We start from the raw sequence: 23147 nt of genomic DNA on the forward strand, positions 1-23147 counted from the left end.
GCGGTCGTCGGGCGTGCGTAGTCGTCAGGCGTGCGCCGGGGTCAGGCGGCCCATGCGCTCCAGGACGGCCTCGGCCGTCGGCGCGTGGAGTTCGTCGACGATGCGGCCGTCGGCGAGGAAGACCACGCGGTCCGCGTAGGAGGCGGCGACGGGGTCGTGGGTGACCATCACGACGGTCTGGCCCAGCGCGCTCGCGGAGCCGCGCAGGAACTCGAGGATCTCGGCGCCGCTGCGGGAGTCGAGGTTGCCGGTGGGCTCGTCGGCGAAGACGATGTCGGGCCGCCCGGCCAGCGCGCGGGCGACGGCGACACGCTGCTGCTGGCCGCCGGAGAGCTGGGCGGGCCGGTGGCCGAGCCGGTCGGCCAGGCCGACGGTCCGGATGATGCTCTCCAGCCAGGCCCGCTCCGGTTTGCGGCCCGCGATGTCCATGGGAAGGGTGATGTTCTCCAGGGCGCTCAGGGTGGGCAGCAGGTTGAACGCCTGGAAGACGAAGCCGATGCGGTCGCGGCGCAGCCGGGTGAGCTGACGGTTGTTCAGCGAGGCGATCTCCGTGTCACCGAGGCGGACCGAGCCGAAGGACGGCGAGTCGAGCCCGGCCACGCAGTGCATCAGGGTGGACTTCCCCGACCCGGACGGACCCATGATCGCGGTGAACCGCCCCTTGCCGAAGCCGACCGTGACCGCGTCGAGGGCCACCACACGGGTGTCCCCCGTGCCGTACACCTTCGTCAGGTCGGTGGCGTGGGCCGCGTAGGACTCCGGGGCGGAAGGGGGCTGGTGTGCGTGCATGCCGATCCTCGGTGAGCGCTCGGTGGATGGCCCTCGTGGCGGAGGGCGTCGCCGCTGATGGCGACGTCCTCGAGCCTCCCGCCCGGCCACCCCCGCGCGGATCCCCCGACCATCCGGAGCCGCATCCCCCGATCGGGGGAGATCGCCGCGGAACCACCGCTCGGCACGCCCGCCGGACCGCTACTCCGCGCGCCCCGTGCGGAAGGCCCAGGCCGCGATCTCGACCCTGTTGCGCAGCCCCAGCTTCGCCTGGACCGAGCCCAGATGGGTCTTGACCGTGCTGGGCGCGATGTACAGCTCGGCGGCGATCTCCGGGTTGGTCAGCCCGCGGGCGATGCCCTGGATGACCTCCTCCTCGCGGTCGGTCAGCGGCTCGGCCGGCTCATGTGCGGCGCGCCGCCGGCTCTTGGCGAAGTGCTGGAGCAGCCGGAGGGTGATCTGCGGGGCGACCATCGCGTCCCCGCGGACGGCCGCCCGCACGGCCTCGGTCAGCAGCGCCGGACCGGCGTCCTTCAGGAGGAAGCCGGACGCCCCGTTCGACAGCGCCGTGTACACATACTCATCGAGGTCGAAGGTGGTGACCACGACCACCTTCGGTGCGCCGGGCCGACCGCCGCCGGCCAGTCGGCGGGTGACCTCCAGACCGTCGGGCGGGGGCATCCGGATGTCCACGAGGCACACATCCGGCTGGGTCTCGCGGGCCAGCGACAGGGCCGAGGCCCCGTCGGCGGCCTCGGCCACCACCTCCATGTCGGACTCGGCCGACAGCACCATGCGGAACCCGGCCCGCACCAGATGCTGGTCGTCCGCGACCAGGATGCGTATGGTCATGCCGTCCTGCCCTCCCGTAGCCGCAACCCGGTTCGTACGGCGTGCCGCCCGCGTGTCCGCGAGGTGCGCGCGGCCTCGTCGGGGCGCAGCGGTACGGAGGCGCGGACCCGCCATCCGCCCTCGGCGCGGTGGCCCGCCTCGAAGGCGCCGCCGAGCAGCTCGATCCGCTCCCGCATGCCCATGATGCCGAAGCCGCCGCCGAGCCGGCCGAGGCTGCCGCGGTTTCCGGACGGGGAGCCGTGTCCGTCGTCCTCCACGACCAGTTCGGCATGGCGTGCCGCCACCCGGGCGGACACATCCACCGACCGCACTCCGCGCGCATAGCGCTGAGCGTTGGTCAGGGCCTCCTGAAGGACGCGGCTCAGCCCGCCGGTGACCTCGGCCGGTACGTCCTCCGGCAGATCCCGCCCGAGGTCCAGCCGGACCGGCAGCCCCGTCCCCCGCGCCTCGTCCACGATGCGGGTCAGGACCTCGCCGAGGTTCTCCGGGTGCCGCGGGGTCTCGTCACCGCGCATCGAGCCCACCAGGCGCCGCATCGATGTCAGCGCCTCGCCGCCCGCGTGCTCGACGGCCTCGAGCATCTCGTTCAGCGCCCGCGGGTCGGGGGTGCCCCGCCCGGTGACATGGCGCACGGCCTGCAGCTGCACCACGATCGCGGTCACCTGGTGGGCCACGGTGTCATGCAGGTCCCGGGCCAGCGCGAGCCGTTCCTCCTGCCGCACCAGCTGTCCGGTGCGCTCCTGCTGGACGTCGTAGAGACGGAGCACCAGCCCGCAGACGAAGGCCAGCGCCAGCAACAGCGCGGTGTTGTCGGAGAAGTCACCGGGATCGGAGTCCCGCAGGAGCGGGATGGAGAACACGCTGACGCTCATCGCCGCCACAGACACCAGGGCCCACCAGGGCGTGCAGCGGCGCACCGCCACGGCGAGGAGGAACAGCAGGCCCATGAGTTCGGTGCCGCTGGACTCGCTGGTCACCATGTTCACCGGCATCAAGTGGTAGGCCACCGTGGCCGCGAAGGTACCGGCACAGGCCACCAGCGCGGCCCTCGGGACCCACCGGACATCGCGCACGACGGCAAGCACGGCCATCGCCCCGGCCAGGGCTCCGGAACCGATCGGCACCCAGTCCCCGGCGAACGCCTCCGTGTCGAGGTCCGGGTCGAGGACGAGCCGTTCCCGCACGTCCTGGTAGACGGAGAAGAGGAACCACAGCGCCAGCGCGGCAATCACGATCCGCCCCGGCCAACGTCGATAACCGGCGCGCCGACCGGAGGACACAGCTATTCGCACCCGCGCCACCCTACGCACCTACGGCGGCGATTGCCGCCCGCCTCCCGCGCCCGGGCCCGTGTCCGTGTCCGGGCCCGTGTCCGTGTCCGGGCCCGTGTCCGTGTCCGGGCCCGTGTCCGGTCCCACGCCCGGGCTCTGGCCCGGGTCGGTGGGCATGGGCGCGGGCCGTGCGTCGCGCACTCGCTCCGGTGTCCAGTACGAGGGGTCCGGCGGATCCGCCCGGTGGGTCCGTGGCGTGTCCGGGGCGGGGGGATCGCCGGTGTCGTCGCCCCGGGCGGCGACGGCGAGGACCGCGACGATGGCGGTTCCCACGACCGCCGCGGTGATGAGCACTGCGGTGAGCGGGCGCATGACGTTCTCTCCCGATGGTGGGGCGCTACGGATGCCGGAGGCCGGGACCCCCTGAGTGCGGGGCCCCGGCCGGGTGCGGTGTGTGTGGTGCTCAGCCGTTGGCGGTGTTGTTGTAGATCGTCTGGATCTTGTTGTCGAAGTAGGCACTGTCGATGTAGGCGGGCGGATCGGTCCGGGTGCTGGTGACGCCGATCTCGGTCCCCAGGCCCGTGGTCTCGTTGTAGTCCCGCAGCCAGGGGCCGCCGCTGGCGCCCTCGACCATGGTGCACCCGTTCTGCACCCGGGAGCCGTCCTGCCACGTGGGGATGTTCTGGCACACGTAGGGCAGCTCGCCGTCGTAGCCGAAGGCGGCCGGATAGCCCCAGACGGTCACGGTGTTGGAGTACCCGTAGTTGTAGCCGAGCCCCATGCCGCCGACGGTGTTGACCAGCTTGCCGGCGCCGTTGTCCCAGACGTTGACCACGCCGATGTCGTAGTTCAGGTCGCTGTTGTTGATCCAGCCGTTGAACGTGGTCAGCGTCTTGGCGGACCAGGTTCCGTACGGCCGCGAGCCGTTGTAGTACGCGGGTACGAACACCCAGTTGGTGGCCCAGGTGCCACCGGCGCCACCGTGGACGCAGTGCCCCGCGGTGAACACCATGTTCTTCGTGGGATTGTTGACCGCGGCGGCGGAGCAGGCGTAGTCGCCGCCGTTGGTCGGGTTGTGGAAGAAGACCTTGCCCTGCACGATCGAGGTGGCGATCCGCACCCCGCGGGCCTTCTTCGAGCTGGCCTTCTGCGGTTTCGCGAGCTGAGCGGGTTCGGCCGCCGCGTCGATGGCCGCCTTCCGCGACGCCTTGGCGTCGGTGGGCGTGTCGGCCTCGACGGCTCTGCGCATACGCTGCGGGGTCCAGTATGTCTCGGCGGACTCCGCGGATGAGCGGGACGCGGCGCTCTTGTGCGTGGACACCGCGGTGTCCACGCTGCGTGTGACGGTGCCGTGCGAATCGGCGGACGCGGCCGCCGGAATCGTCAGGGCGAACGCGAAAACCACTCCGCTCGCCGCTAAAACGACCTTGCGTATCTGCACCAGTCCCCCCAGTTTTTGAACGGGACGGGGAGCGGATGCCCCCGGTGAAATCCCGGGCGCACCGTATCGCGTGATGAAGTGCGCACGCCAAGATCCCGCAGGTGGTCAGAACGGTATCCGGCCAGGCATGACGCCCCCGGCCCAGTACGGAGAATCGCCTCGCGACCGCTGGACTGCCCTTTTCGGTAAAAGCGGAATGGGTCGTGTGCCGCATTGAACGAGGAATTCCGACGCGTCAACGCGCGTCAACGGCCGCCTTCTCCCACTCGGCGACGGCCACCCGATACCCGACAGTGTCCGGAACCCGCATTCGCATTTCTCTTGTCGAATTCACGGAAGTATTCACGCATTCACCGGAGCCCCGCACTACGCGATGGGCCCGCCTGCCGCAGCGAATGCTGTTAGCCTCCCGGCAGCCCCGTAGGCCCGCCGCTCCGAGGAAGACCATTGGTGACGAACCTCCAGGACGACCAGGACGCCCAGGACAGCCAGGACACACCGGCGCCGCCGCACGCGCCGGACGCGCCTGACGCGCCTGACGCGCCGCCCCCGGGCTGCCCCGCCCACGCCGCGCGGCTGTACGGGCCGGACTTCCGGCGTCGGCCGGACGAGACCTACCAGCGGATACGGCAGGACAGCGGACCGGTCGCCCCGGTCCTGCTCGAAGGCGACATCGACGCCTGGTTCGTCCTCGGCTACCGCGAGACCCGTCAAGTGCTGTCCGACACCGAGACGTTCGGCCGGGACCCGCGCCGCTGGAACGGCTGGGACAGCGTGCCGCCGGACTGGCCGCTGATGCCGTGGGTGGCGTACAGCCCGATGATGACCTTCACGGAGGGCGAGGAGCACCAGCGGCGCGCGACGGCGGCCAGCGAGGCCCTCGCCACGATCGATCCCTTCGTGCTGCGTGGCCACTGCGAGCGGCTCGCCGATCAGCTGATCGACAAGTTCGCCGCGAGCGGCAGGGCGGATCTGGTGTACGACTACATCTACTCGGTGCCCACCCTCGCCACGGCCGAGCTGTTCGGCCTGGCCGAGGACGAGGCCGGGCTGGAGGCCCTGGCGGCGGGGCTGACCATGTCGTTCCTCTCCAACGAGGAGGCCATCGCCGGTCAGCAGCGGGTCGCCGCGTATGTGACGGAGCTGGTGCGGGCCAAGCGCGAGGAACCGGGCCCCGACCTCACCTCGCGGTTCATCCTGAACACCCCGGACCTCACCGAGGAGCAGCACACCGCGGACGTCATGGTGCTGATGGCGGCGGCGCTGCCGCTGACCTCGTACTGGATCGGCAACACCCTGCGGCTGATGCTTACCGACGAGCGCTTCGCCATGACCCTCTCGGGCAACCGCCGCAGCATCGGCGAGGCCATGAACGAGGTGCTGTGGGCGGACTCCCCGCTGCAGAACCTCATCGGGCGGTACGCCACCCGCGACACCGACCTCGGCGGCCGGCGCATCCACGCCGGCGACCTCGTCGTCCTCGGCCTGGCCGCCGCCAACGCCGATCCGCTGCTGTGGCCCGACATCCCCGTCGGCCACGCCGGGAACCACTCCCATGTCGCCTTCAGCGGCGGCGACTACGGCTGCCCGGCAGGCGGCCCCGAGACGGCTAGGATCATCGCGGAGACGGCGATCGAGGTGCTGCTGGACCGGGTTCCGGACCTGACACTGGCGGTCGCGCCCGACGAGCTGAGATGGGTGGACTCGTTCTGGTACCGCTGCCTGGAGTCGCTGCCCGTCACGTTCAGCCCCACCCCGGTCACCGCGGGCTAGCACACGAAGAAGCGGAATAGACACCGGAGGCCCTCCGTTGACATAGTTCAACAATCAACTACTTCGGAGGAGGATGAGTCCGGTGCAGTTCGGGATCTTCACGGTCGGGGATGTGACGGAGGACCCGACCAGGGGCACGACGCCGAGCGAGCACGAGCGGATCAAGGCCATGGTCAGGATCGCGCTGAAGGCGGAGGAGGTGGGTCTCGACGTCTTCGCGACCGGCGAGCACCACAACCCGCCGTTCGTGCCGTCCTCCCCCACCACGATGCTCGGGTATGTCGCTGCCCGCACCGAGCGGCTGATCCTCTCGACCTCCACCACGCTGATCACCACCAACGACCCGGTGAAGATCGCCGAGGACTTCGCCATGCTCCAGCACCTGGCGGACGGCCGGGTCGATCTGATGATGGGGCGCGGAAACACCGGTCCGGTCTATCCGTGGTTCGGGCAGGACATCCGCCAGGGCATTCCGCTCGCCATCGAGAACTACGCCCTGCTGCACCGGCTGTGGCGAGAGGACGTGGTGGACTGGGAGGGGCGGTTCCGCACCCCGCTGCAGGGCTTCACCTCCACGCCGCGGCCCCTGGACGGGGTGCCGCCGTTCGTCTGGCACGGCTCGATCCGCTCGCCGGAGATCGCCGAACAGGCCGCCTACTACGGCGACGGCTTCTTCGCCAACAACATCTTCTGGCCCAAGGAGCACTTCCAGCGGCTGATCGACCTCTACCGGCGGCGCTACGCCCACTACGGCCACGGCACGCCCGAGCAGGCGGTCGTCGGGCTCGGTGGCCAGGTGTTCATCCGGCCCAACTCCCAGGACGCCGTACGTGAGTTCCGGCCGTACTTCGACAACGCGCCGGTCTACGGCCACGGCCCGTCCCTTGAGGAGTTCACCCGCGACACCCCGCTGACCGTCGGCAGCCCGCAGGAGGTCATCGAGAAGACCCTGGCCTTCCGTGACACCTTCGGCGACTACCAGCGCCAGCTGTTCCTCATGGACCATGCCGGGCTGCCGCTGAAGACCGTCCTGGAGCAGCTGGACCACCTCGGCGAGGTCGTGCGGGTCCTGCGCACCGAGTTCGCCAAGGACCGCCCCGCCGGCGTGCCCGACGCCCCCACTCACGCTTCCCTCGTCGCCCAGCGCGACGCCGAGGCCGCGCGGGTCGGCACCGGTCTCCAGGAGGTCCGGCCCGAGTAGCCCGGCGTCCCCCGGGGAGATCCGGCGTTCCCCGGAAGAGAAGAGGACGCCGGGGCCCTGGGTCCGGTGGTGTCAGTTGCCGGGTGGCTGCTGGAGCATGGCGAGGGTCAGGACATTGCCGCCGATGCCCCAGCCGCCGTCGGTGACCTCCTCGACCAGGACCAGGGTGGTGGCGCGGGCGCGCTCACCGTAGATCTCGACGTACAGCTCGGTGGCACGGGTGACGATCTCCTCCTTCTGCTTCTCGTCGAGGGATCCGGCAGGGACCTTGAAGTTCGCGAAGGGCATGGTCGTTCTCTTTCGTACGTGGGACTTCGGTGTGTTCGAGGGTGCGATTCGGGTGTGATTACAGTGAGCTGCCCGTGGTGAGCAGATCGTCCAGCCCGGCCCGGCGGAAGAACTCGGCGCGGACGCGGTCGGCGACCGCGGAGACGACTTCGCTGCCGTCGCGGCTGGGGTCTATGTGGGTGCGCAGCGGCCGGGTGCCGGCCGGCAGGGCCACCAGGCGTACGACGGCGTCGGCGACGTGCGCGGCGTCCGCGTCCGGCGGGATCAGCGCGGCCAGCCGCTGGTCGAGCTCGGCCAGCAGGGTGCCGTAGCGCTCGTCGTAGGCGGTGGCGCGGTCGGGGTCGGCGGGCGCGCCCGCGTGGCGGAAGTGGTTGGTGCCGGAGGTGAAGGCGCCGGGGACGACGATCGCGGTGTCGATGCCGAAGCGGACCACCTCGGCGGCGTAGCTGACGGCCAGGGCGTCCATGGCGGCCTTCGCGGCGAAGTAGGGCCCGATGAAGGGCGGGCAGCCGCCGCGGGTGCTGGAGCTGCCGATCCACACCAGCAGCCCCTCGCCCTGGGCCCGCAGATGCGGCAGCGCGGCGCGGTTGACGCGCTGGGTGCCCAGGACGTTGACGTCGTACAGCTGGGCCAGTTGCTCGGGGATGAAGGCCTCCGCCGGGCCGGTGGCCATGTGTCCGGCGTTGTGGACGATCACGTCCAGCCGGTTCCGGTCGGCCAGGATGCGGGCGACGGCGGCGTCGGCGGAGTCCTGCGAGGTGACGTCGAGCTCCACGGCACGCAGGTCGGCGTCGTGGTCGGTGGCGTAGCGGGTCAGCTCGGCCACCGCGGAGGCGTTGCGGGTGGCCGGCTGCCGGATCCCGGCGTAGACGGTGTGGCCGGCGCGGGCCAGAGCGCGTGCGGTCAGCGCCCCGAAGCCGCTGGAGGCCCCGGTGACCAGGATGGTCGTGGGTGTGTCGGAGGGCATGGGGTCCTTATGGGCGAGAGGAGGGGGAAGGTCGCGCGGTGGCGGTCAGATGATGCCGCCGTTGGCGCGGACGCGCTGACCGTTGACCCAGTGGCCGGCCGGGGAGGCGAGGAAGGCCACGACCTCGGCGATGTCGGCGGGGGTGCCCAGGCGCTCCAGCGGGGGCTGGGCCGCCATCCGGGCGATGGTCTCCTCGTCCTTGCCGTCGAGGAACAGGTCGGTGGCGGTGGGGCCGGGGGCCACGGTGTTGACGGTGACGTCCCGCCCGCGCAGCTCGCGCGCCAGGATCATGGTGAGCGCCTCGACCGCTCCCTTGCTGGCGCTGTAGGCGCCGTAGGCGGGGAGGGCCAGGCCCACGATGGACGTGGAGAAGGTGATGAGTGCCCCGCCGCCGCGGATCCTGCGGGCGGCCTGCTGGGCGACGACGAAGGTGCCGCGGATGTTGGTGCGGTGCAGCGTGTCCAGCTCGGCGAGGTCCAGCTCGGCGATGGGCGCCAGGTACATCCGGCCGGCCGCGTGGACGACGACGTCGACACCGCCGAACTCGGACTCCGCGGTGTCGAAGAGCGCGGCCACCTGCTGTTCGTCGGCGACGTCGGCCTGGACGGCGACGGCCCGGCCACCGGCGGCGGTGATGTCCTTGGCGGCGGCCTCGGCCGGTTCGCGATGGCCCGCGTAGCCGATCACGACGGCGTATCCGTCGGCGGCCAGCCGCTTCACCGCCTCGTGGCCGATACCGCGGGAGCCTCCGGTGACGATGGCGACGCGGGGCCGGTCGGTGGGGTGCTGAGGCGCGGTTTCCTGGGGCGACATGGAGACTCCTGGAGGACATGTACTGGCGGGCGGATGCCACGGCGTACGGGCCGTGGCCCCCGGGGCGCCGGCGTCGTTCGCCGCCGTGCCCCTTCGGTGTTCCCAGCTTGGGCCGGGATGGCCGGGCCAGCCACGGTTCTCTCCACCCAGGGGTTGTCAGCCCCTGGCTCAGCTCACCGGCACAAGCGACCATGGAGGGCGTGAACCACTCCGAATTCGCCGCCTTCCTGAAGTCCCGGCGCGACCGCATCCGCCCGGCCGACGTCGGTCTGCCCGCCGGTCCGCGGCGCCGGGTGCCCGGCCTGCGGCGCGAGGAGGTCGCCCAGCTGGCCGGGCTGTCCGCGGACTACTACACCGAGCTGGAGCGCGGGCGCGGCGCCCAGCCCTCCGCCCAGGTGCTGGCGGCGCTCGCCCGGGCGCTGCGGCTGAACGGCGACGAGCGCGACCATCTGTTCCACCTCGCCGACCGTCCCGTCCCACCGGCGACGCACGGCCCGGCCGCACAGGTCCAGCCGGCCCTGCTCGGTCTGCTGGACCGGCTCACGACCACCCCCGCCCAGGTCATCACCGATCTGCACCAGACGCTCGTACAGAACGAGCTGGCCGCGGCGCTGGTCGGCCGTCCCCCGGCGGTGCGCGGCCCCGCGGCGAGCCTCGTCTACCGCTGGTTCACCGATCCGGACGCCCGTGGGCTCTACCCGCCCGAGGACCACCCCCACCACTCCCGGGTCTTCGTAGCCGATCTCCAGGCCGTCGCCGCCCGGCGCGGCGGCGACTCCGAGGTACGGCGGATGGTGGCCGCGCTCCGCCGCCGCAGCGAGGAGTTCGCCGCCCTCTGGGACACCCATGACGTGGCTCTCCGGCGGACCGACCACAAGCGCATCGTCCACCCCTCGCTGGGCGTCATCGAGCTGGACTGCCACTCCCTGTTCAGCGAGGACGGCCACCAGCGGCTGCTGTGGTTCAGCGCCCCGCCCGGCACCGAGGGCGCCGCCCAGCTGGAGCTTCTCTCGGTGATCGGCACGCAGGACATGACGGCCGGCGAGCACAGCGCGTCACCGTGATCCCCCGCGGTGTGGCGGCCTCGGAGGCCGGGCACGGCTCCCTGATCGCGCCAACGTGGTGACGTTCGGGGGTGCGGAGCATGCGAGCGGCCCGTCATTGGGAACCCCTGTCGCAGTACGAGCGGGCTCCGCCCGGTGCCGGGGTCACGGCACCGGCAGGGGCCCGCCGGTCTCCGACTCACCCAAGGACCCCGTATGAACGGACCAGCCCCGCTTCTGACCCTGAACAACGGCGTGCGGATGCCCGCCCTCGGCCTCGGTGTCTACCAGAGCCCGCCCGAAGAGACCGTCTCCGCGGTGACGACCGCGATCGGGAACGGCTACCGCCTGATCGACACCGCGGCCGCCTACGGCAACGAGAAGGAGGTCGGCGAGGGCATCGCCCGCTCGGGCATCGGCCGCGAGGACATCTTCGTCATCACCAAGCTGTGGCTGACCGACTACGGCTACGACTCCACCCTCCGGGCCTTCGACACCAGCCTCACCAAGCTGGGCCTCGACCACCTCGACCTGTATCTGCTGCACTGGCCGGTCCCGTCCGCTTACGACACCACGGCGGCCTCGTACAAGGCGGCCGAGAAGCTGCTGGCCGACGGCCGGGTGCGGGCCATCGGCGTATGCAACCACAGCCCCGGACACCTGACCGATCTCATGGCGCGCACTGACGTCGTGCCCGCGGTGAACCAGGTCGAGCTGCACCCGAACTTCAGCCAGCCCGAGCTGCGCGCGTTCGACGTCCGCCATGGCATCCTCACCCAGTCCTGGTCGCCCATCGGCGGGGTGAACCGCTACGGGGGCGAGGGCGCGGACAAGGTCAGGGACCCGCTCCAGGAACCCACCATCACCGGCCTCGCCGAGAAGTACGGCAAGAGCCCGGCCCAGATCATCCTGCGCTGGCAGGTCGAGCACGACCTGTGCGCGATCCCGAAGTCCGTCAAACCCCACCGCATCGCGGAGAACATCGACATCTTCGACTTCTCCCTGACCCCCCACGAGGTGGCCGCCATCGACGCGCTCGACACCGGAGCGCGCGGCGGACCCGACCCCGACCGGGTCACGCTCGACACATTCTCCTGAGCCACCGGCGCGGGGCGGCCACCGGCCGCCCCGCACACGGTCGTCCGGGCAGGAGACTACCGAGCTTCATCGTGGAATGATGACGCGTGCTTTTGTCGGTTCCAGACCTCTGTCGGTGGGAGAGAGGCATGAGGGGACTTCAGGGCAAGAGGATCGTCATCGCGGGTGGCGCCACCGGTATCGGCGCCGCCACCGCCGAGCGGCTCGCCGGGGAAGGTGCCTCCGTCGTCGTCGGCGACATCGACCTCACGGGCGCGAAGGCCACCGCCCAGCGCGTCGCCGAGGCCGGCGGCACCGCGGTCGCCGTCCCGTTCGACCTCGCCGACGAGGAATCGATCGGCGCGCTGATCGACCGGGCCGCCGCCGAACTCGGCGGGATCGACGGGCTGTACAACGTCGGCGCCGACCTCTCGGACGAGCACCTGGGCCGGGACACCGATCTGCTCGAGATGGACCCGGCCGTGTGGCGGCGCACCCATGAGGTGAATCTGCTGGGCTACGCCCTCACCTGCCGGGCGGTCATCCCGCGGCTGCTGGCCCAGGGCGGCGGCGTGATCGTGAACACCTCCTCCGGCGCTGCCTGGGGAGGGGAGCCCCGGCGTCCCGCGTATGCCGCATCCAAGGCCGGGATCAACGCACTGACCCGCCATATCGCCTCCCGCTGGGGCAAGGAGGGCATCCGCTGCAACGCCGTGGCACCCGGGCTGGTCATGGGCGACACCCAGAAGCAGCGGGACGACCAGCGGCTGCAGGCCATGGCGCTGAAGGTCGCCCGCAGTCCGCGGCTGGGCGAGCCCGCGGACGTGGCGGGCACCGTGGCGTTTCTTCTCTCGGACGACGCCGAGTGGGTCAACGGCCAGGTGTGGTCGGTCTGTGGCGGCATGAGCCTGCGCGACTGAGGGCTCCCCCGGGACCGTCTTACGGCGTCTTACGGCGGGCCAGGTCGTCCTACGGCCTCCTACGACGCCCTATGGCCATGCGCGGAGGAGTAGCCTCCTGCGCAGCGACCCGTACGGTTCATTCGCCCCCACCGCACATCGAGGAGAGACCGTTTGTCGACGTTTGTCGTGTTCGACCTTGAGTTCACCACATGGCCGGGAGCGCTTGAGCAGGACTGGTCGGAACCGGGGCAGCTTCGCGAAATCGTCCAGATCGGCGCGCTGCGCATCAGCACCGACTCTTCCGCTGACGCCTACTCCGTTGTCGAGGAATACGAAGCGCTGGTCAGACCGGTGGCCAATCCTCGGCTGTCCCCGTTCTTCACCGGCCTCACGGGTATCGACCAGCGGACCGTGGACCGCGAGGGAGTGGCACCCGCCGAGGCGATCGGCGACTTCCTGGCGTTCTGCCGGGGGCAGTCCGTCCTCTCCTACGGCAATGACATGGTCGTCCTCGGGGAGAACGTGGGGTGGGCCCGGGCCCGCGGCGAGGAGGTCAAGAACGGCTTTCTTACCACCCCCTTCCTGAACATCCGGCCGTGGCTGAACACCATCGCGCCGACAACGGCCTCGACCAATTCCGGTCGGCTGTGGGAAGCGCTCGGCCTGCCCAAACCCGCGGCCGGCAAGGAGCATTCGGCGCTCTTCGACTGCTATTCGATCGCCGCGGCGATCGGACACGTCCGCGCCGGTGGGGCCGCCCTGCCCGAGGGATGCCTCTAGGGATGGAGCGAATCGGCCATCGGCGAGCGTGGCGGCTGACGCGCTGACAGCGAGTGGCACGATGGGCCGGAGAGGCCGGAGATCTTGCTCGGCGGTGCTCGCGCGCCGTCCGGTACGCATCGAGGAAAGGAACCCCCACATGACCGCAGTGCGCGGAACAGCCGTGGACATCCCCACCCAGGACGGCATCGCCGATGCCTATCTGGCCCACCCCGACGACTCCGACCGCCACCCGGCCGTTCTGTTCTACATGGACGCGTTCGGCCTCCGGCCACATCTGCGCGGGATGGCCGACCGTCTGGCCGGAGCCGGTTACACCGTGCTGGTGCCCAACGTGTTCTACCGCCACGGGCGCGCTCCCGTAGTGGAGCTGCCCGACTTCCTCGACCCGGCGGCGCGTCCGGCGATCTTCGAGCACATCGCCCCGATCGCGCGGGAGCTCACTCCCGAGCGTGCCATGCGCGACGCCGGTGCCTATCTCGACTGGCTGGCCTCCTGCGCGCAGGCCACCGACGGGCCCGTGGGCCTCACCGGCTACTGCCTGGGCGCCGGGCTGGCCCTGCGGACCGCCGGAACGCACCCCGGTCGTGTCGCCGCGGCAGCCGGTTTCCACGGTGCCCACTTGGCCACGGAGGCGCCGGACAGCCCGCACACGGTGGCCGGGCAGGTCACCGCCGAGCTGTACTTCGGACACGCGGACCAGGATCACGCCCTGCCCCCCGAACAGATCGAGCGCCTGGACAAGGCCCTCAACGAGGCCGGTGTCCTCCACCGCACCGAGGTCTACACGGGCGCTCAGCACGGCTACACCCAGGCCGACACCTCCGCCTACAACGCCGAGGCGGCCGAACGCCACTGGGAGGCGCTGCTCGACCTCTTCGGCCGCACTCTCTGACCATGGCCGGCCATGGCTGGTGACCGGCCGCCGGGGGCTGGTCACCACCTCCGGCCTAGAGCTGCCGGAGGTGGTCCCGCAGAGTGCGGGCCACCTGCGCCATCAGGGCCTCGGCGCCGGGCTGGAAATTGGCGGGCACCAGCGACTCGGTGAGCGCGGCGACGGCGAACACCTGGCCGTCGGAGTGCTCGACGATCCCGATCTCATGGCGAAGGTTGAGGAGGGTGCCGGTCTTGGAGGACCAGGTGGTGGCGTCGGAGCTGAAGTCCGGGGCGAGCCGGTGCCGCAGCACGTTGTGGGCCATGAGGTCGCGTACGCGCAGCGCCACTTCGGGGTGGATTCTCGACGGCGTCCACAGTGCCTGGAGCAGTTCCACCCAGGCGCGTGCGCTGCCGGTGTTGGCGCGGGTGGTGTCGAGTTGCGGCACCCGATGGCCGCGGCCGCTGGTGCCGGCGTCGATGGCGAGGGCATGGGCGAGATGCACCTGTGCGGCCTCGAAGCGCTCCACGGGGGTTTCGCTCAGTTCGCGCATACCGTGCCGGACGGTGATGCCACGCAGCCCGAGCTCATGGAGGATCTCGGCCACCTGGGCGGGCGGGGTGAGGTCGAACAGCGCGTCGGCCGCCGTTCCATCGCTCACACAGGTGCTCAGATAGAGCAGATCGTCGACCGCGATCCGGACGGGGTGGCGGAACCGGCTCAGCCCGGTGGGGCCGGGCGTGGTGATCCGCCCGGGTGGCACATCGAGCATCGTGGCTCCGTCGAGTTCGCCACGCCGAACGCGCTCCAGCGTCGCAAGTGCGAGCGGGACCTTGACCAGGGAGGCGGAGGGCAGCTGGGTGTCCGGGTCGATCCCCACCTCGTCCCCCGTGTGGAGGTCCCGTACGAGCAGACAGCCGTGCAGGCCGCCGTCGCGCAACTGCCCGCGCAGCTCGCTCAGCAGTGGCTCGGTGCTCATGCCTCGGCTCCTTCCGCGGTGCCTGCCCGGGTGGCCGCTTCCGCGGTGTCCGCCTGTGTGCGCGCTGCCTCGGTGCCCGCGCCGAGGCAGCGGGCGATGGCGCCGCCCAGGCGCCCTTCGAGGTGCTGGGGATTGCCGTCCGCCGCGGCGGCGAGGGCGAACCCCCGGCTGAGCGCGATCTCACCGATGGGCCGCCACGTCAGGGCGAGTTCCTCGGCCTGCGCGGGAGAGCACAGCAACAGGTCACGGGTGCAGAGGACTTCGGCGGCGGCGGTCGTCAGATCGGTGGCGGCCACGAGCTGTGCGGGCCGCAGACCGACCGCGTCGCGCAGCCGGGTGAGCGGATCGCGGATATGCGGCACATCGTCCTCCGGCTGGATCCATATCCGGCGGGCCGGGCCCCGAGCGGACCGGCCGACCCGCAGCGTCTCGAGATAGACCCGCCGCACACCGGGATCCCGGACTCCGGCGAGCCCGAGCGGCACGGACCATGTGGCCTCGTCCTCGGGCACCGCGAGCAGTGCCGCCCGCACCTGCTGTGCGTGGATGAGCTCCAGGCGCCGCGCCGGCGCCGCCACGCGGAGATCGAGGGTGACCCCGTGCCCTCGCGCCTCGGCGACCAGGTGGGCGAGACCGGCCGTGGAGCAGATGCCGGGCACCGCGAGCCGCCACGGCTTGCGCTTGGCCGCTTCCGCCTCGTGCAGCAGCACATCGGCCGCCTGTACGAGCTGTCTGGCCACCGGCAGCATCTCCCGTCCGAACGGGGTGAGGACGGCCCGCCGCGAGGTGCGCTCGAAGAGCTGCTCCCCGAAGCGCTCCTCCAGCGCGGCCACGCGACGGCTGGCCACCGACTGCGACATCCGGGCGGCGGCCGCCCCGACGGTGAAACTTCCCCGCTCGCTCACGCTGACGAACGCCCGGCACACTCCCACCAGATCCACAGCCGCACTCTATGCCAGATCGGCATGAAGAAGCGCATGAGCGTATTGGACCGCATAGGCGCCCGACGGCGAGGGTGATGCCAACGCCCATGACCACGCCCCGGAAGAGGGGCCCGGTCATCCCATCCCATGTGCGCCCCGTGTGACGGGGACCCAACCGGAGGTTCGGACCATGCGATTCACCCGTGCCCGGCACACCGCTGTCAGCGCGCTCGCCGCGCTCGCGCTGCTCGTCCCGCTGACGGCCTGTAGCGAAGGGGATTCCCCGGACGCGTCGGCGCCGTCGAGCTCCTCGTCCACCTCCGCCGAGAGGGCGAGTACGGCGGGTACCGGCGCGGACGCGAAGGCGGTCACCGGCGAGTTCAAGAAGCTGGAGCGCTCCTACGACGCGCACCTGGGGGTCTACGCGATCGACACCGGCACCGGACACGAGGTGGCGTACCGCGACGGCGAACGGTTCGCCTACGCCTCCACGTTCAAGGCACTGGCCGCCGGTGCCGTACTGCGGAAGTACAAGCTGAGCGGGCTGGACCGGGTGATCCGGTACTCCAAGGACGATCTGGTCGACAACTCCCCCGTGACCGAGAAGCACGTGGACACCGGGATGAGCCTGGGCGCGCTGTGCGACGCCGCCGTCCGCTACAGCGACAACACCGCGGCCAATCTGCTCTTCGACCAGCTCGGCGGGCCCAAGGGCCTCGACGCCACCCTCGAGAAGTTGGGCGACGACGTCATCCAAATGGAGCGCCCCGAGCCGGAGTTGAGCCAATGGGTGCCGGGCGAGACGCATGACACCAGCACCCCGCGGGCGATGGCCAAGGATCTGCGCGCGTTCGTCCTCGGTGATGTCCTCCGCGAGGGAGAGCGCGCGCAGCTCACGAAGTGGCTGCGGACCAACACCACCGGGGACGAGCTCATCAGGGCCGGAATGCCCAAGGGCTGGCAGGTCGGCGACAAGACCGGAAGCGGCAGCTACTACGGCGCCCGCAACGACATCGCCGTGGTGTGGCGGCCCGACGGCGCTCCCCTCGTCATGGCGATCATGTCGTACCGCGGTGACAAGGACACCCCGTTCGACAACAAGCTGATCGCGGACGCGGCGTCCGTGGTGGCCGACACGCTGTCGTAACGCGGTCGGTCAAGTCCTCAGCCGCGCAGGAAATACAGGACCGTCATGGTCACGGCGGTGGTCAGAATGACGCCCCGCAGCAGCCACGCGGGCAGACGGCGGGCGATCCGCGCTCCGGCCACACCACCGGCCACCGCCCCGACCAGCATGGCGGCGAGCAGACGCGGTGCGCCCAGCGCGTCCGAGGCGATGAGGAACAGCCCGGTCGCGCTGAGGTAGATGGCCGTGATCTGGGCGACCCGCATCGGGTTGCCGGTCGAAGTGTCGAGGCCGAGGCCGATGCTCCACACGGCCAGCATCATGATGCCTACGGCACCGCCGAAGTATCCGCCGTACACGGCGAGGAGGAACTGGCCGAGCAGGACGGCCCGGGGGCTCATGCCGACCGCATGGCCCCTCGCCTCGCTCACGGCTCGGGAGACGCGCCGCCCGAAGGCGAGGACCACCGTGGCGAAGGCGAGCAGCCAGGGCACCGCGGCGTCGAACGACACCGCGGGCAGCGCCAGCAGCAGACCGGCACCGAGCCCGCCACCGATCACACTGACCGCCGTCAGGGCCCGGGTGGACGTGCCCCCGACCGGGGCGAGATCGCGCCGGTACACCCACGCGCTCGCCACGCTCCCGGGGACGAGGGCCACGGTCGAGGACGCGTTCGCCGTCACGGGGGACAGACCGGCCGCCACCAGGGCGGGGAGCGCCACGAACGTGCCCCCGCCCCCGATGGCGTTCAACGCCCCGGCGGCCACACCCGCCAGCAGAACAAGCACTGTCTCGGACACCCGCCGAGCATCGCCCCATGGCCCGTGGGCCCACAATGCGTGATCCGCGTAGTCGGCCCAAGGCTCTGCCTTAGGCTCATCAGGGTGCGGTATGACCTGGACGACCTGCGGCTCTTCCTTCACATCGTGGCGGAGGGCTCGATCACGGCGGGCGCTCGCCGGATGCATCTGAGCCTCCCGTCGGCCAGTGCGCGGGTGCGCTCGCTCGAGCACCACGCGGGCGTGGACCTGCTGATCCGCGGACGGCGGGGCGTGCGCCCGACCCCGGCGGGGACGGCGCTGGCCAGCCACGCACGGGACGTGCTCGACCAGACGGCGCGCCTGGAAAGCGCCGTGGCGAGCTACGCCCGGCCGCCGACCGCCCCGCTGACCCTGCTGGGCGGTGGCTCCGCGATGCACCGCCTGGTGCCACGGGCGCTGGTCTCGTTCCTCCGCGCACACCCGGACGTCGACGTCGTGGTGTCCGAGAGCCGCACCCCACGGACCGTGCGGATGCTCGCCGACGGCGAGGCGGACCTGGGCGTCGTCCTCGACCGCGAGGCCCGCGACTGCGGTCTCATCATGGAACCCCTCGGCGACGACTCGCTGGTGGTGATCGGCCAGTGCGGCGGGATCCTCGCGGGGCGTACCGAGGTGACCTACAGCGAGGTGGCCGAGCATCCGCTCGTGGGGCTCGACTCCGGTTCCTCGCTGCGACGCTCGATCGAGAAGAACCTCGGCCCGCACGCTCCTGCGGTGCGCTACCGCACCACCGTCGCCCACCTCACCACCCTGGTCTCCCTCGCGGCCGCCGGTGTCGGACTCGCCGTCGTGCCACGCCGTGCCATCGCTCCGTACCATCCGCTCGACGTGTGCCACCTCCGCGATCCCTGGGCACGCCGCCACCATCTGCTGGCCTGGGGCGCGAAGGCCCGGGCCTCGTCCACCGCCACCGCGGCGCTCGCCGAACATCTGCGCCGCGCGGCCATGTCGGAGCCGGACGGGGGCGATGGCCTTCCGGCCCAGTAGGGTGCCGTCCCCGGGAGCGGCAGCCAATGGAGCCGACAGGAGAGATCGTGCCACGTAATGTGGCCCGGGAGCCGAAAGGGCCCAGCAAGGTCTATCCGGTCAAGACCCCGAGCACCGGCCAGGTCGCCAAGGCGCTGCGGGAGGAGTCGGCCAGGAGGAGTACGCCCGAGGACCTCTGTACTTTGACGGACAAGGCTGACGGCGAGGAGCTGCTCGCCATCACCGTGCCCTGGACTCCCCAATCGCCCCCATCGGGCCGGTCGGTGCGCTACACGGCCACCGTCGGTCCGGAGGACGCCGGCAGGCTCCTCGTCGCGTGTGACATCGGCGGTGGCGGCGGGACGGAATCGGGGGCCTCGGGCGGCTTCTGGGGCCCGGTGGTCCCGGCACTCCTGGCCACGCAACGGATGAACACCGGGCCGGGCTCGGATCAGTCCTGCCGGGCGTGACCGGTGCAGAGGCGGCGCAGTTCACCCACGCTGTCCGCGAGCGTGCGGTCGCCCAGCGATTCGAGGACCGCCTCCTCGGCCTCGGCGGTGAGCGTGGCGAAGTACTCACCGGCGTGCGCGGTCACCGCGCACACGGGCTCCACCCCCGGCGAGGGGGCGAACAGGGGCTTGTCGCCGACGGCACAGCGATAGATCTCGGCCAGGGTGATCCGGTCGGTCGGCCGCCCCAGCCGCGCCCCACCGGTACGGCCCTTGACGCAGACGACCAGCCCCTCGTCCGTCAGCGGGACGAGGAGTTTCCGGACCAGGCTCGGGTTGGCGTTGAGTTTATGGGCCAGCTCGGCGGAGCTCAGCGGCCCGGACCCGTTCTCGGCGGCCATGGCGAGGAACAGCATCACCTGGAGCGCACGGGAGAACCGGATGTCCAACACCTTCTCCACCTCCGCCCGCAGATCGGGGCACAGCCTACTCGACAGTGCCGTTCCGCCCTCACCTAAAAAGCAATCGATACAGTTGCAGTTTACGCCGTGAAAACTGTACCTTTCAGACTCACACTTTCGAGGCTCCGGGGGAAGCCTCCTCGGAACGACACGTCTGGAGAGCGACACAGTGAACACCCGCCTGGCCACGGCACTGTCCCGCCCGTTCACACTGGGTTCGACCAAGCTGCCGAACCGGATCGCCATGGCACCCATGACCCGTGGGCACTCCCCCGACGGCATCCCCGGTGAGGACGTCGCCGCGTACTACGCGCGCCGGGCGGCGGCGGGGACCGGCCTGATCATCACCGAGGGCACCACCGTCGACCACCGGTCCGCCGGTTACCTCGACGGCGTCCCCCGCTTCCACGGCGAGGAGCAACTGGCCGGGTGGCAAAGGGTCGTTGACGCCGTGCACACCCACGGTGGCGCGATCATGCCCCAGCTCTGGCACGTGGGCATACAGCGCACCGCGGGAGCGCCGCCGTTCCCCGACGCCCCGTCCGTGGGCCCGTCCGGGATCGCGCTGGACGGCACGCCCGGAGCGGGCGAGACGATGACCCTCGCCGACATCGACGACGTCATCGGCGCCTTCGCGAAGGCCGCGCGGGCGGCCGAGGAGATCGGCTTCGACGGCGTGGAACTGCACGGCGCACACGGCTATCTCATCGACCAGTTCCTCTGGGAGCGCACCAACCGGCGCACCGACACCTACGGCGGCGATCCGGCCTCCCGGACCACGTTCGCCGCCGACCTCGTGGCCGCCATCCGCGAGCGGGTCGCGCCCGACTTCCCCGTCGTCCTCCGGTTCTCCCAGTGGAAGTCCGACAACTACGACGTCCGGCTCGCCGAGAACCCCAAGGAGCTGGAAGCCCTGCTCACACCGCTGGCGGAGGCCGGGGTCGACGCGTTCCACGCCTCCGGGCGGCGCTACTGGCAGCCGGAGTTCCCCGACACGGGATCGGATCTGAACATCGCCGGATGGACGAAGAAGGTCACCGGCAAGCCGGTGATCACCGTCGGCTCGGTCGGCCTGGACAGCGTCTTCCACCCCGGCTCCCTCTCCGGTGCGAACGCGGCCGTGGAGTCCCTCGACCGGCTCCTGGAGCCTCTGGAGCGGGACGAATTCGACCTCGTCGCGGTCGGCCGCGCACTGCTCGCCGACCCCGAGTGGGCCGACAAGGTCCTGAACGGCCGAGTGAGCGAGCTCACCCCGTTCAGTCGGGACGCGGTGGAGTCCCTGCACTGATCCTCGCGCCGGCTCCCACACCGATGGGGACGGCGCCGGCCAGCACGGGGGGGATCTGGCCGGCGCCGGGCACGGGGTGCGGTAGTTAGTTTAACATTTCACGACTGCCCCGCATTTCCGGTGCTAGCCGGTGGCGCAGGCGCCGCCGTTGAGGGTGAAGGCGGTCGGCGCGGCGTTGGTGGCGCCCTTACCGGCGGTGAAGCCGAGGGTGACCGAGCCACCGGCGGGGATGGTGGCGGTGTACGAGGCGGGGGTGACGGTCACCGCGGCACCGCTCTGCCGCGGCGTGCCACCCCACATGTTGGTGATGGTCTGGCCGTTGGCGAAGCTGAATCCCAGCGTCCAGCCGGTGATGGCGGCGGTGCCGGTGTTGCGGATGGTGATCTCGCCCTGGAAGCCACCGCCCCATTCGCCTGCCACCCGGTAGCCGACCGAGCAGCCGGCGCCGGAGCCGCCGCCGTAGATGGTGGCCTCGCGGGAGGTCTCGGCGATCCCGTCGGGGCCGTTGAAGACGCGCTTGCCCCAGTCGGTGAGCCTGGCCGGGTCGAAGTCGGTGGCCAGGTCCAGGATGGGATCGGTGTTGCCGCTCCAGGACCAGGCCAGATAGCCCAGCTTCAGCCGCTGGGCGGTGGCCATCATGGTGTTCTCGTCCGGATCGCCCCACTGGTCGGCCGGCCCGCCGAACTCACCGATGAGGATGGGCAGCCTGGCGCTCACGAAGGCGTTCAGATAGTCGGTGATCTCCTGCGCCGTGTCATAGACGCTGTACATGTGGATCGAGAAGAGCAGGTTGCCGGTGGAGTCGGCGTCGTAGACGGTCCGCGCGTTGGTGCGCATCACGTTCTGCAGGTCCTGCCCCCAGTTGGGGGCGTCCACCATGATGGTGTGCTGGAGCCCGGCGTTGCGTAGCTTCTGCACGGCGGCGACGGTGGGGGCGGTCCAGCCGGCCGGGTCGGTGTTGCCCCAGGGCTCGTTGCCGATGTTGATGATGACGTAGTTCTCCTGGCCGGTGAGCACGCTCTTGAGGCCGATCCAGTAGTCGGCCGCCTGGTCGAGCGTGGCGGCCGCGGCATCCTCGCCGTAGCCGGTGGTGTCGTGCACTTCCAGTACGCAGATGAGCCGGTTGGCCTTGCACTGGGCGATGATGGCGGCCACGTCCTCGGGGCTGTTCCTGGTCCAGCGGTGGCCGTTGGAGAGGACGACGCGGACGGTGTTGGCGCCCAGGGCCTTGATGTCGGCCAGCGACTGCGTCTCGCCCGGATACCAGGTGTGGGCGTGGTTGACACCGCGCATCACGAAGTCGTTGCCGTTGCCCTCCAGCAGCCGGCCGTCGCTGATGTGCAGGCCCGTGGCCAGGGGGGCCTGTGGGCGGGCCGGCTCGGCATGGGCGGTCCGGCCGAGACCCGCGATCCCGAAGAGGCTGACCAATAGGGCCAGTAAGGCGGCTAAGGATCTCTTCCGTCTCATCATGACTCCAAGGAGTGAGCGCGCGATGGCGTCCGTACGGTGGATGTACGGTCGATTTGGGAGCGCTCCCATCCATTGCATCGGGTCCGAGAGACGTCAAGACCTCAGGAAAGGGCGGCAACCGGAATGCGGACCGGGCGCGCCGAGGTTATGCCGGGCATGAGCGATTCATCCGGTGATGCCGCTTTCTCTCCGGCCGAGCGCGAAGCCATTCGCGAACGGCTGGCGGCCGAGCGTGCCGAAACCAGCACCCGGATCGCGGCCCTGAACAGTGAATTCGACGCGATCGTCGCGTCGAACGCCCTGGTGGCGGTGGACGACGAGCACGACCCGGAGGGTTCGAGCACCGCCTTCGAGCGAGCCCACACCGCCGCCTTGCTGGCCCAGGCCCGCCATCATCTGACCGCCCTGGACGAGGCGCTGGAACGGCTGGACCGCGGCGACTACGGGCGGTGCGATGTGTGCGGCGAGCCGATCCCCGCGGAACGGCTGGAGGCGCGCCCCACGGCGACCACCTGCGTACGCTGCGCGGCCACCCCTCCTCGCTGAGCGGCTGGGCACCGGGCGGACGGTCACTGGAAGGGCGGCCGCCCGGCCGATGGGCCCACTCCGTGCAC

25 protein-coding genes are annotated in these 23147 nt (G+C 71.0%); 12 read left to right on the forward strand and 13 right to left on the reverse strand.

Annotated features, from left to right (window positions below; all coding sequences use genetic code 11):
- Window positions 1–24: 24 nt before the first annotated feature.
- The 5 genes from GWI24_RS07695 to GWI24_RS07715 all read right to left on the reverse strand — a co-directional run bounded on the left by GWI24_RS07695 (window position 25) and on the right by GWI24_RS07715 (window position 4332).
- A complete protein-coding gene (locus GWI24_RS07695) occupies window positions 25–789 on the reverse strand; it encodes an ABC transporter ATP-binding protein (protein WP_210945145.1) in 765 nt (254 codons plus the stop codon).
- Between the two features lie 180 nt (window positions 790–969).
- Window positions 970–1620, reverse strand: coding sequence for a response regulator transcription factor (locus GWI24_RS07700; RefSeq protein ID WP_210945146.1), 651 nt, complete (start codon window positions 1618–1620; stop codon window positions 970–972).
- A complete protein-coding gene (locus GWI24_RS07705) occupies window positions 1617–2912 on the reverse strand; it encodes a histidine kinase (protein WP_210945147.1) in 1296 nt (431 codons plus the stop codon). The genes GWI24_RS07700 and GWI24_RS07705 overlap by 4 nt, the downstream gene beginning before the upstream one ends.
- 18 nt (window positions 2913–2930) lie before the next feature.
- Window positions 2931–3263, reverse strand: coding sequence for a hypothetical protein (locus GWI24_RS07710; RefSeq protein ID WP_210945148.1), 333 nt, complete (start codon window positions 3261–3263; stop codon window positions 2931–2933).
- Window positions 3264–3354: 91 nt separating this feature from the next.
- Complete coding sequence (locus GWI24_RS07715) at window positions 3355–4332, reverse strand: serine protease (RefSeq protein ID WP_210945149.1); 978 nt, start codon at window positions 4330–4332, stop codon at window positions 3355–3357.
- Window positions 4333–4782: 450 nt separating this feature from the next.
- On the opposite strand from GWI24_RS07715, the gene GWI24_RS07720 reads away from it, so the two are divergent.
- Window positions 4783–6105, forward strand: coding sequence for a cytochrome P450 (locus GWI24_RS07720; RefSeq protein WP_210945150.1), 1323 nt, complete (start codon window positions 4783–4785; stop codon window positions 6103–6105).
- 82 nt (window positions 6106–6187) lie between these two features.
- A complete protein-coding gene (locus tag GWI24_RS07725; protein WP_210945151.1) occupies window positions 6188–7306 on the forward strand; it encodes an LLM class flavin-dependent oxidoreductase in 1119 nt (372 codons plus the stop codon).
- A gap of 72 nt (window positions 7307–7378) precedes the next feature.
- On the opposite strand, the gene GWI24_RS07730 is transcribed toward GWI24_RS07725, so the two are convergent.
- The 3 genes from GWI24_RS07730 to GWI24_RS07740 are packed head-to-tail and all read right to left on the reverse strand — an operon-like array spanning window position 7379 to window position 9374.
- Complete coding sequence (locus tag GWI24_RS07730; RefSeq protein ID WP_020873857.1) at window positions 7379–7594, reverse strand: tautomerase family protein; 216 nt, start codon at window positions 7592–7594, stop codon at window positions 7379–7381.
- A 58-nt stretch (window positions 7595–7652) separates the two neighbouring features.
- Window positions 7653–8561, reverse strand: coding sequence for an SDR family NAD(P)-dependent oxidoreductase (locus tag GWI24_RS07735; protein WP_210945152.1), 909 nt, complete (start codon window positions 8559–8561; stop codon window positions 7653–7655).
- 45 nt (window positions 8562–8606) lie between these two features.
- A complete protein-coding gene (locus tag GWI24_RS07740; protein ID WP_210945153.1) occupies window positions 8607–9374 on the reverse strand; it encodes an SDR family oxidoreductase in 768 nt (255 codons plus the stop codon).
- A gap of 200 nt (window positions 9375–9574) precedes the next feature.
- Here GWI24_RS07740 and GWI24_RS07745 point away from each other — a divergent pair, with 200 nt between their 5' ends.
- From GWI24_RS07745 to GWI24_RS07765, 5 genes are all read left to right on the forward strand, one after another.
- Window positions 9575–10438 (forward strand): helix-turn-helix transcriptional regulator, encoded by an 864-nt coding sequence (locus tag GWI24_RS07745; RefSeq protein WP_210945154.1) that lies wholly within the window; start codon window positions 9575–9577, stop codon window positions 10436–10438.
- Window positions 10439–10633: 195 nt separating this feature from the next.
- On the forward strand, window positions 10634–11515 hold the full coding sequence (locus GWI24_RS07750; protein WP_210945155.1) for an aldo/keto reductase: 882 nt from the start codon (window positions 10634–10636) through the stop codon (window positions 11513–11515).
- Between the two features lie 128 nt (window positions 11516–11643).
- Window positions 11644–12414: an SDR family NAD(P)-dependent oxidoreductase gene (locus GWI24_RS07755; RefSeq protein ID WP_210945156.1), complete on the forward strand. Its 771-nt coding sequence runs from the start codon at window positions 11644–11646 to the stop codon at window positions 12412–12414.
- 153 nt (window positions 12415–12567) lie between these two features.
- Window positions 12568–13176: a 3'-5' exonuclease gene (locus GWI24_RS07760; RefSeq protein ID WP_210945157.1), complete on the forward strand. Its 609-nt coding sequence runs from the start codon at window positions 12568–12570 to the stop codon at window positions 13174–13176.
- 139 nt (window positions 13177–13315) lie between these two features.
- A complete protein-coding gene (locus GWI24_RS07765) occupies window positions 13316–14071 on the forward strand; it encodes a dienelactone hydrolase family protein (RefSeq protein WP_210945158.1) in 756 nt (251 codons plus the stop codon).
- Window positions 14072–14126: 55 nt separating this feature from the next.
- Here GWI24_RS07765 and GWI24_RS07770 read toward each other — a convergent pair whose 3' ends face one another.
- Window positions 14127–15029, reverse strand: coding sequence for a serine hydrolase (locus GWI24_RS07770; RefSeq protein ID WP_210945159.1), 903 nt, complete (start codon window positions 15027–15029; stop codon window positions 14127–14129).
- Window positions 15026–15970, reverse strand: coding sequence for a LysR family transcriptional regulator (locus GWI24_RS07775; RefSeq protein WP_308343562.1), 945 nt, complete (start codon window positions 15968–15970; stop codon window positions 15026–15028). Before GWI24_RS07775 ends, GWI24_RS07770 begins: the two co-directional genes overlap by 4 nt.
- A gap of 172 nt (window positions 15971–16142) precedes the next feature.
- Here GWI24_RS07775 and bla point away from each other — a divergent pair, with 172 nt between their 5' ends.
- Window positions 16143–17099, forward strand: a complete 957-nt coding sequence (bla, locus tag GWI24_RS07780) for a class A beta-lactamase (protein ID WP_210945160.1) — start codon at window positions 16143–16145, stop codon at window positions 17097–17099.
- Window positions 17100–17116: 17 nt separating this feature from the next.
- On the opposite strand, the gene GWI24_RS07785 is transcribed toward bla, so the two are convergent.
- Complete coding sequence (locus tag GWI24_RS07785) at window positions 17117–17878, reverse strand: sulfite exporter TauE/SafE family protein (protein ID WP_210945161.1); 762 nt, start codon at window positions 17876–17878, stop codon at window positions 17117–17119.
- An 84-nt stretch (window positions 17879–17962) separates the two neighbouring features.
- Here GWI24_RS07785 and GWI24_RS07790 point away from each other — a divergent pair, with 84 nt between their 5' ends.
- Window positions 17963–18886 carry a LysR family transcriptional regulator gene (locus GWI24_RS07790; RefSeq protein ID WP_210945162.1) on the forward strand — a complete coding sequence of 308 codons (924 nt, stop codon included), beginning with the start codon at window positions 17963–17965 and terminating at the stop codon, window positions 18884–18886.
- A gap of 47 nt (window positions 18887–18933) precedes the next feature.
- Window positions 18934–19335, forward strand: coding sequence for a hypothetical protein (locus tag GWI24_RS07795; protein ID WP_210945163.1), 402 nt, complete (start codon window positions 18934–18936; stop codon window positions 19333–19335).
- On the opposite strand, the gene GWI24_RS07800 is transcribed toward GWI24_RS07795, so the two are convergent.
- Entirely contained in the window at window positions 19317–19766 is a 450-nt protein-coding gene (locus tag GWI24_RS07800) for an Rrf2 family transcriptional regulator (protein ID WP_210945164.1), read from the reverse strand. The genes GWI24_RS07795 and GWI24_RS07800 overlap by 19 nt on opposite strands.
- Window positions 19767–19944: 178 nt before the next feature.
- Between GWI24_RS07800 and GWI24_RS07805 the strand changes: the two genes are divergently transcribed.
- Complete coding sequence (locus GWI24_RS07805) at window positions 19945–21063, forward strand: NADH:flavin oxidoreductase (RefSeq protein WP_210945165.1); 1119 nt, start codon at window positions 19945–19947, stop codon at window positions 21061–21063.
- 123 nt (window positions 21064–21186) lie between these two features.
- On the opposite strand, the gene GWI24_RS07810 is transcribed toward GWI24_RS07805, so the two are convergent.
- Window positions 21187–22530, reverse strand: coding sequence for a cellulase family glycosylhydrolase (locus GWI24_RS07810; RefSeq protein ID WP_210945181.1), 1344 nt, complete (start codon window positions 22528–22530; stop codon window positions 21187–21189).
- A 159-nt stretch (window positions 22531–22689) separates the two neighbouring features.
- Here GWI24_RS07810 and GWI24_RS07815 point away from each other — a divergent pair, with 159 nt between their 5' ends.
- The gene (locus tag GWI24_RS07815) at window positions 22690–23079 is read left to right on the forward strand and encodes a TraR/DksA C4-type zinc finger protein (protein WP_210945166.1); all 390 of its coding nucleotides are present in this window, start codon (window positions 22690–22692) and stop codon (window positions 23077–23079) included.
- Window positions 23080–23147 lie beyond the last annotated feature (68 nt).

The sequence above is a fragment of the Streptomyces sp. MK37H genome, from assembly GCF_018035285.1.
In the GTDB taxonomy this organism is placed as follows: domain Bacteria; phylum Actinomycetota; class Actinomycetes; order Streptomycetales; family Streptomycetaceae; genus Streptomyces; species Streptomyces endocoffeicus.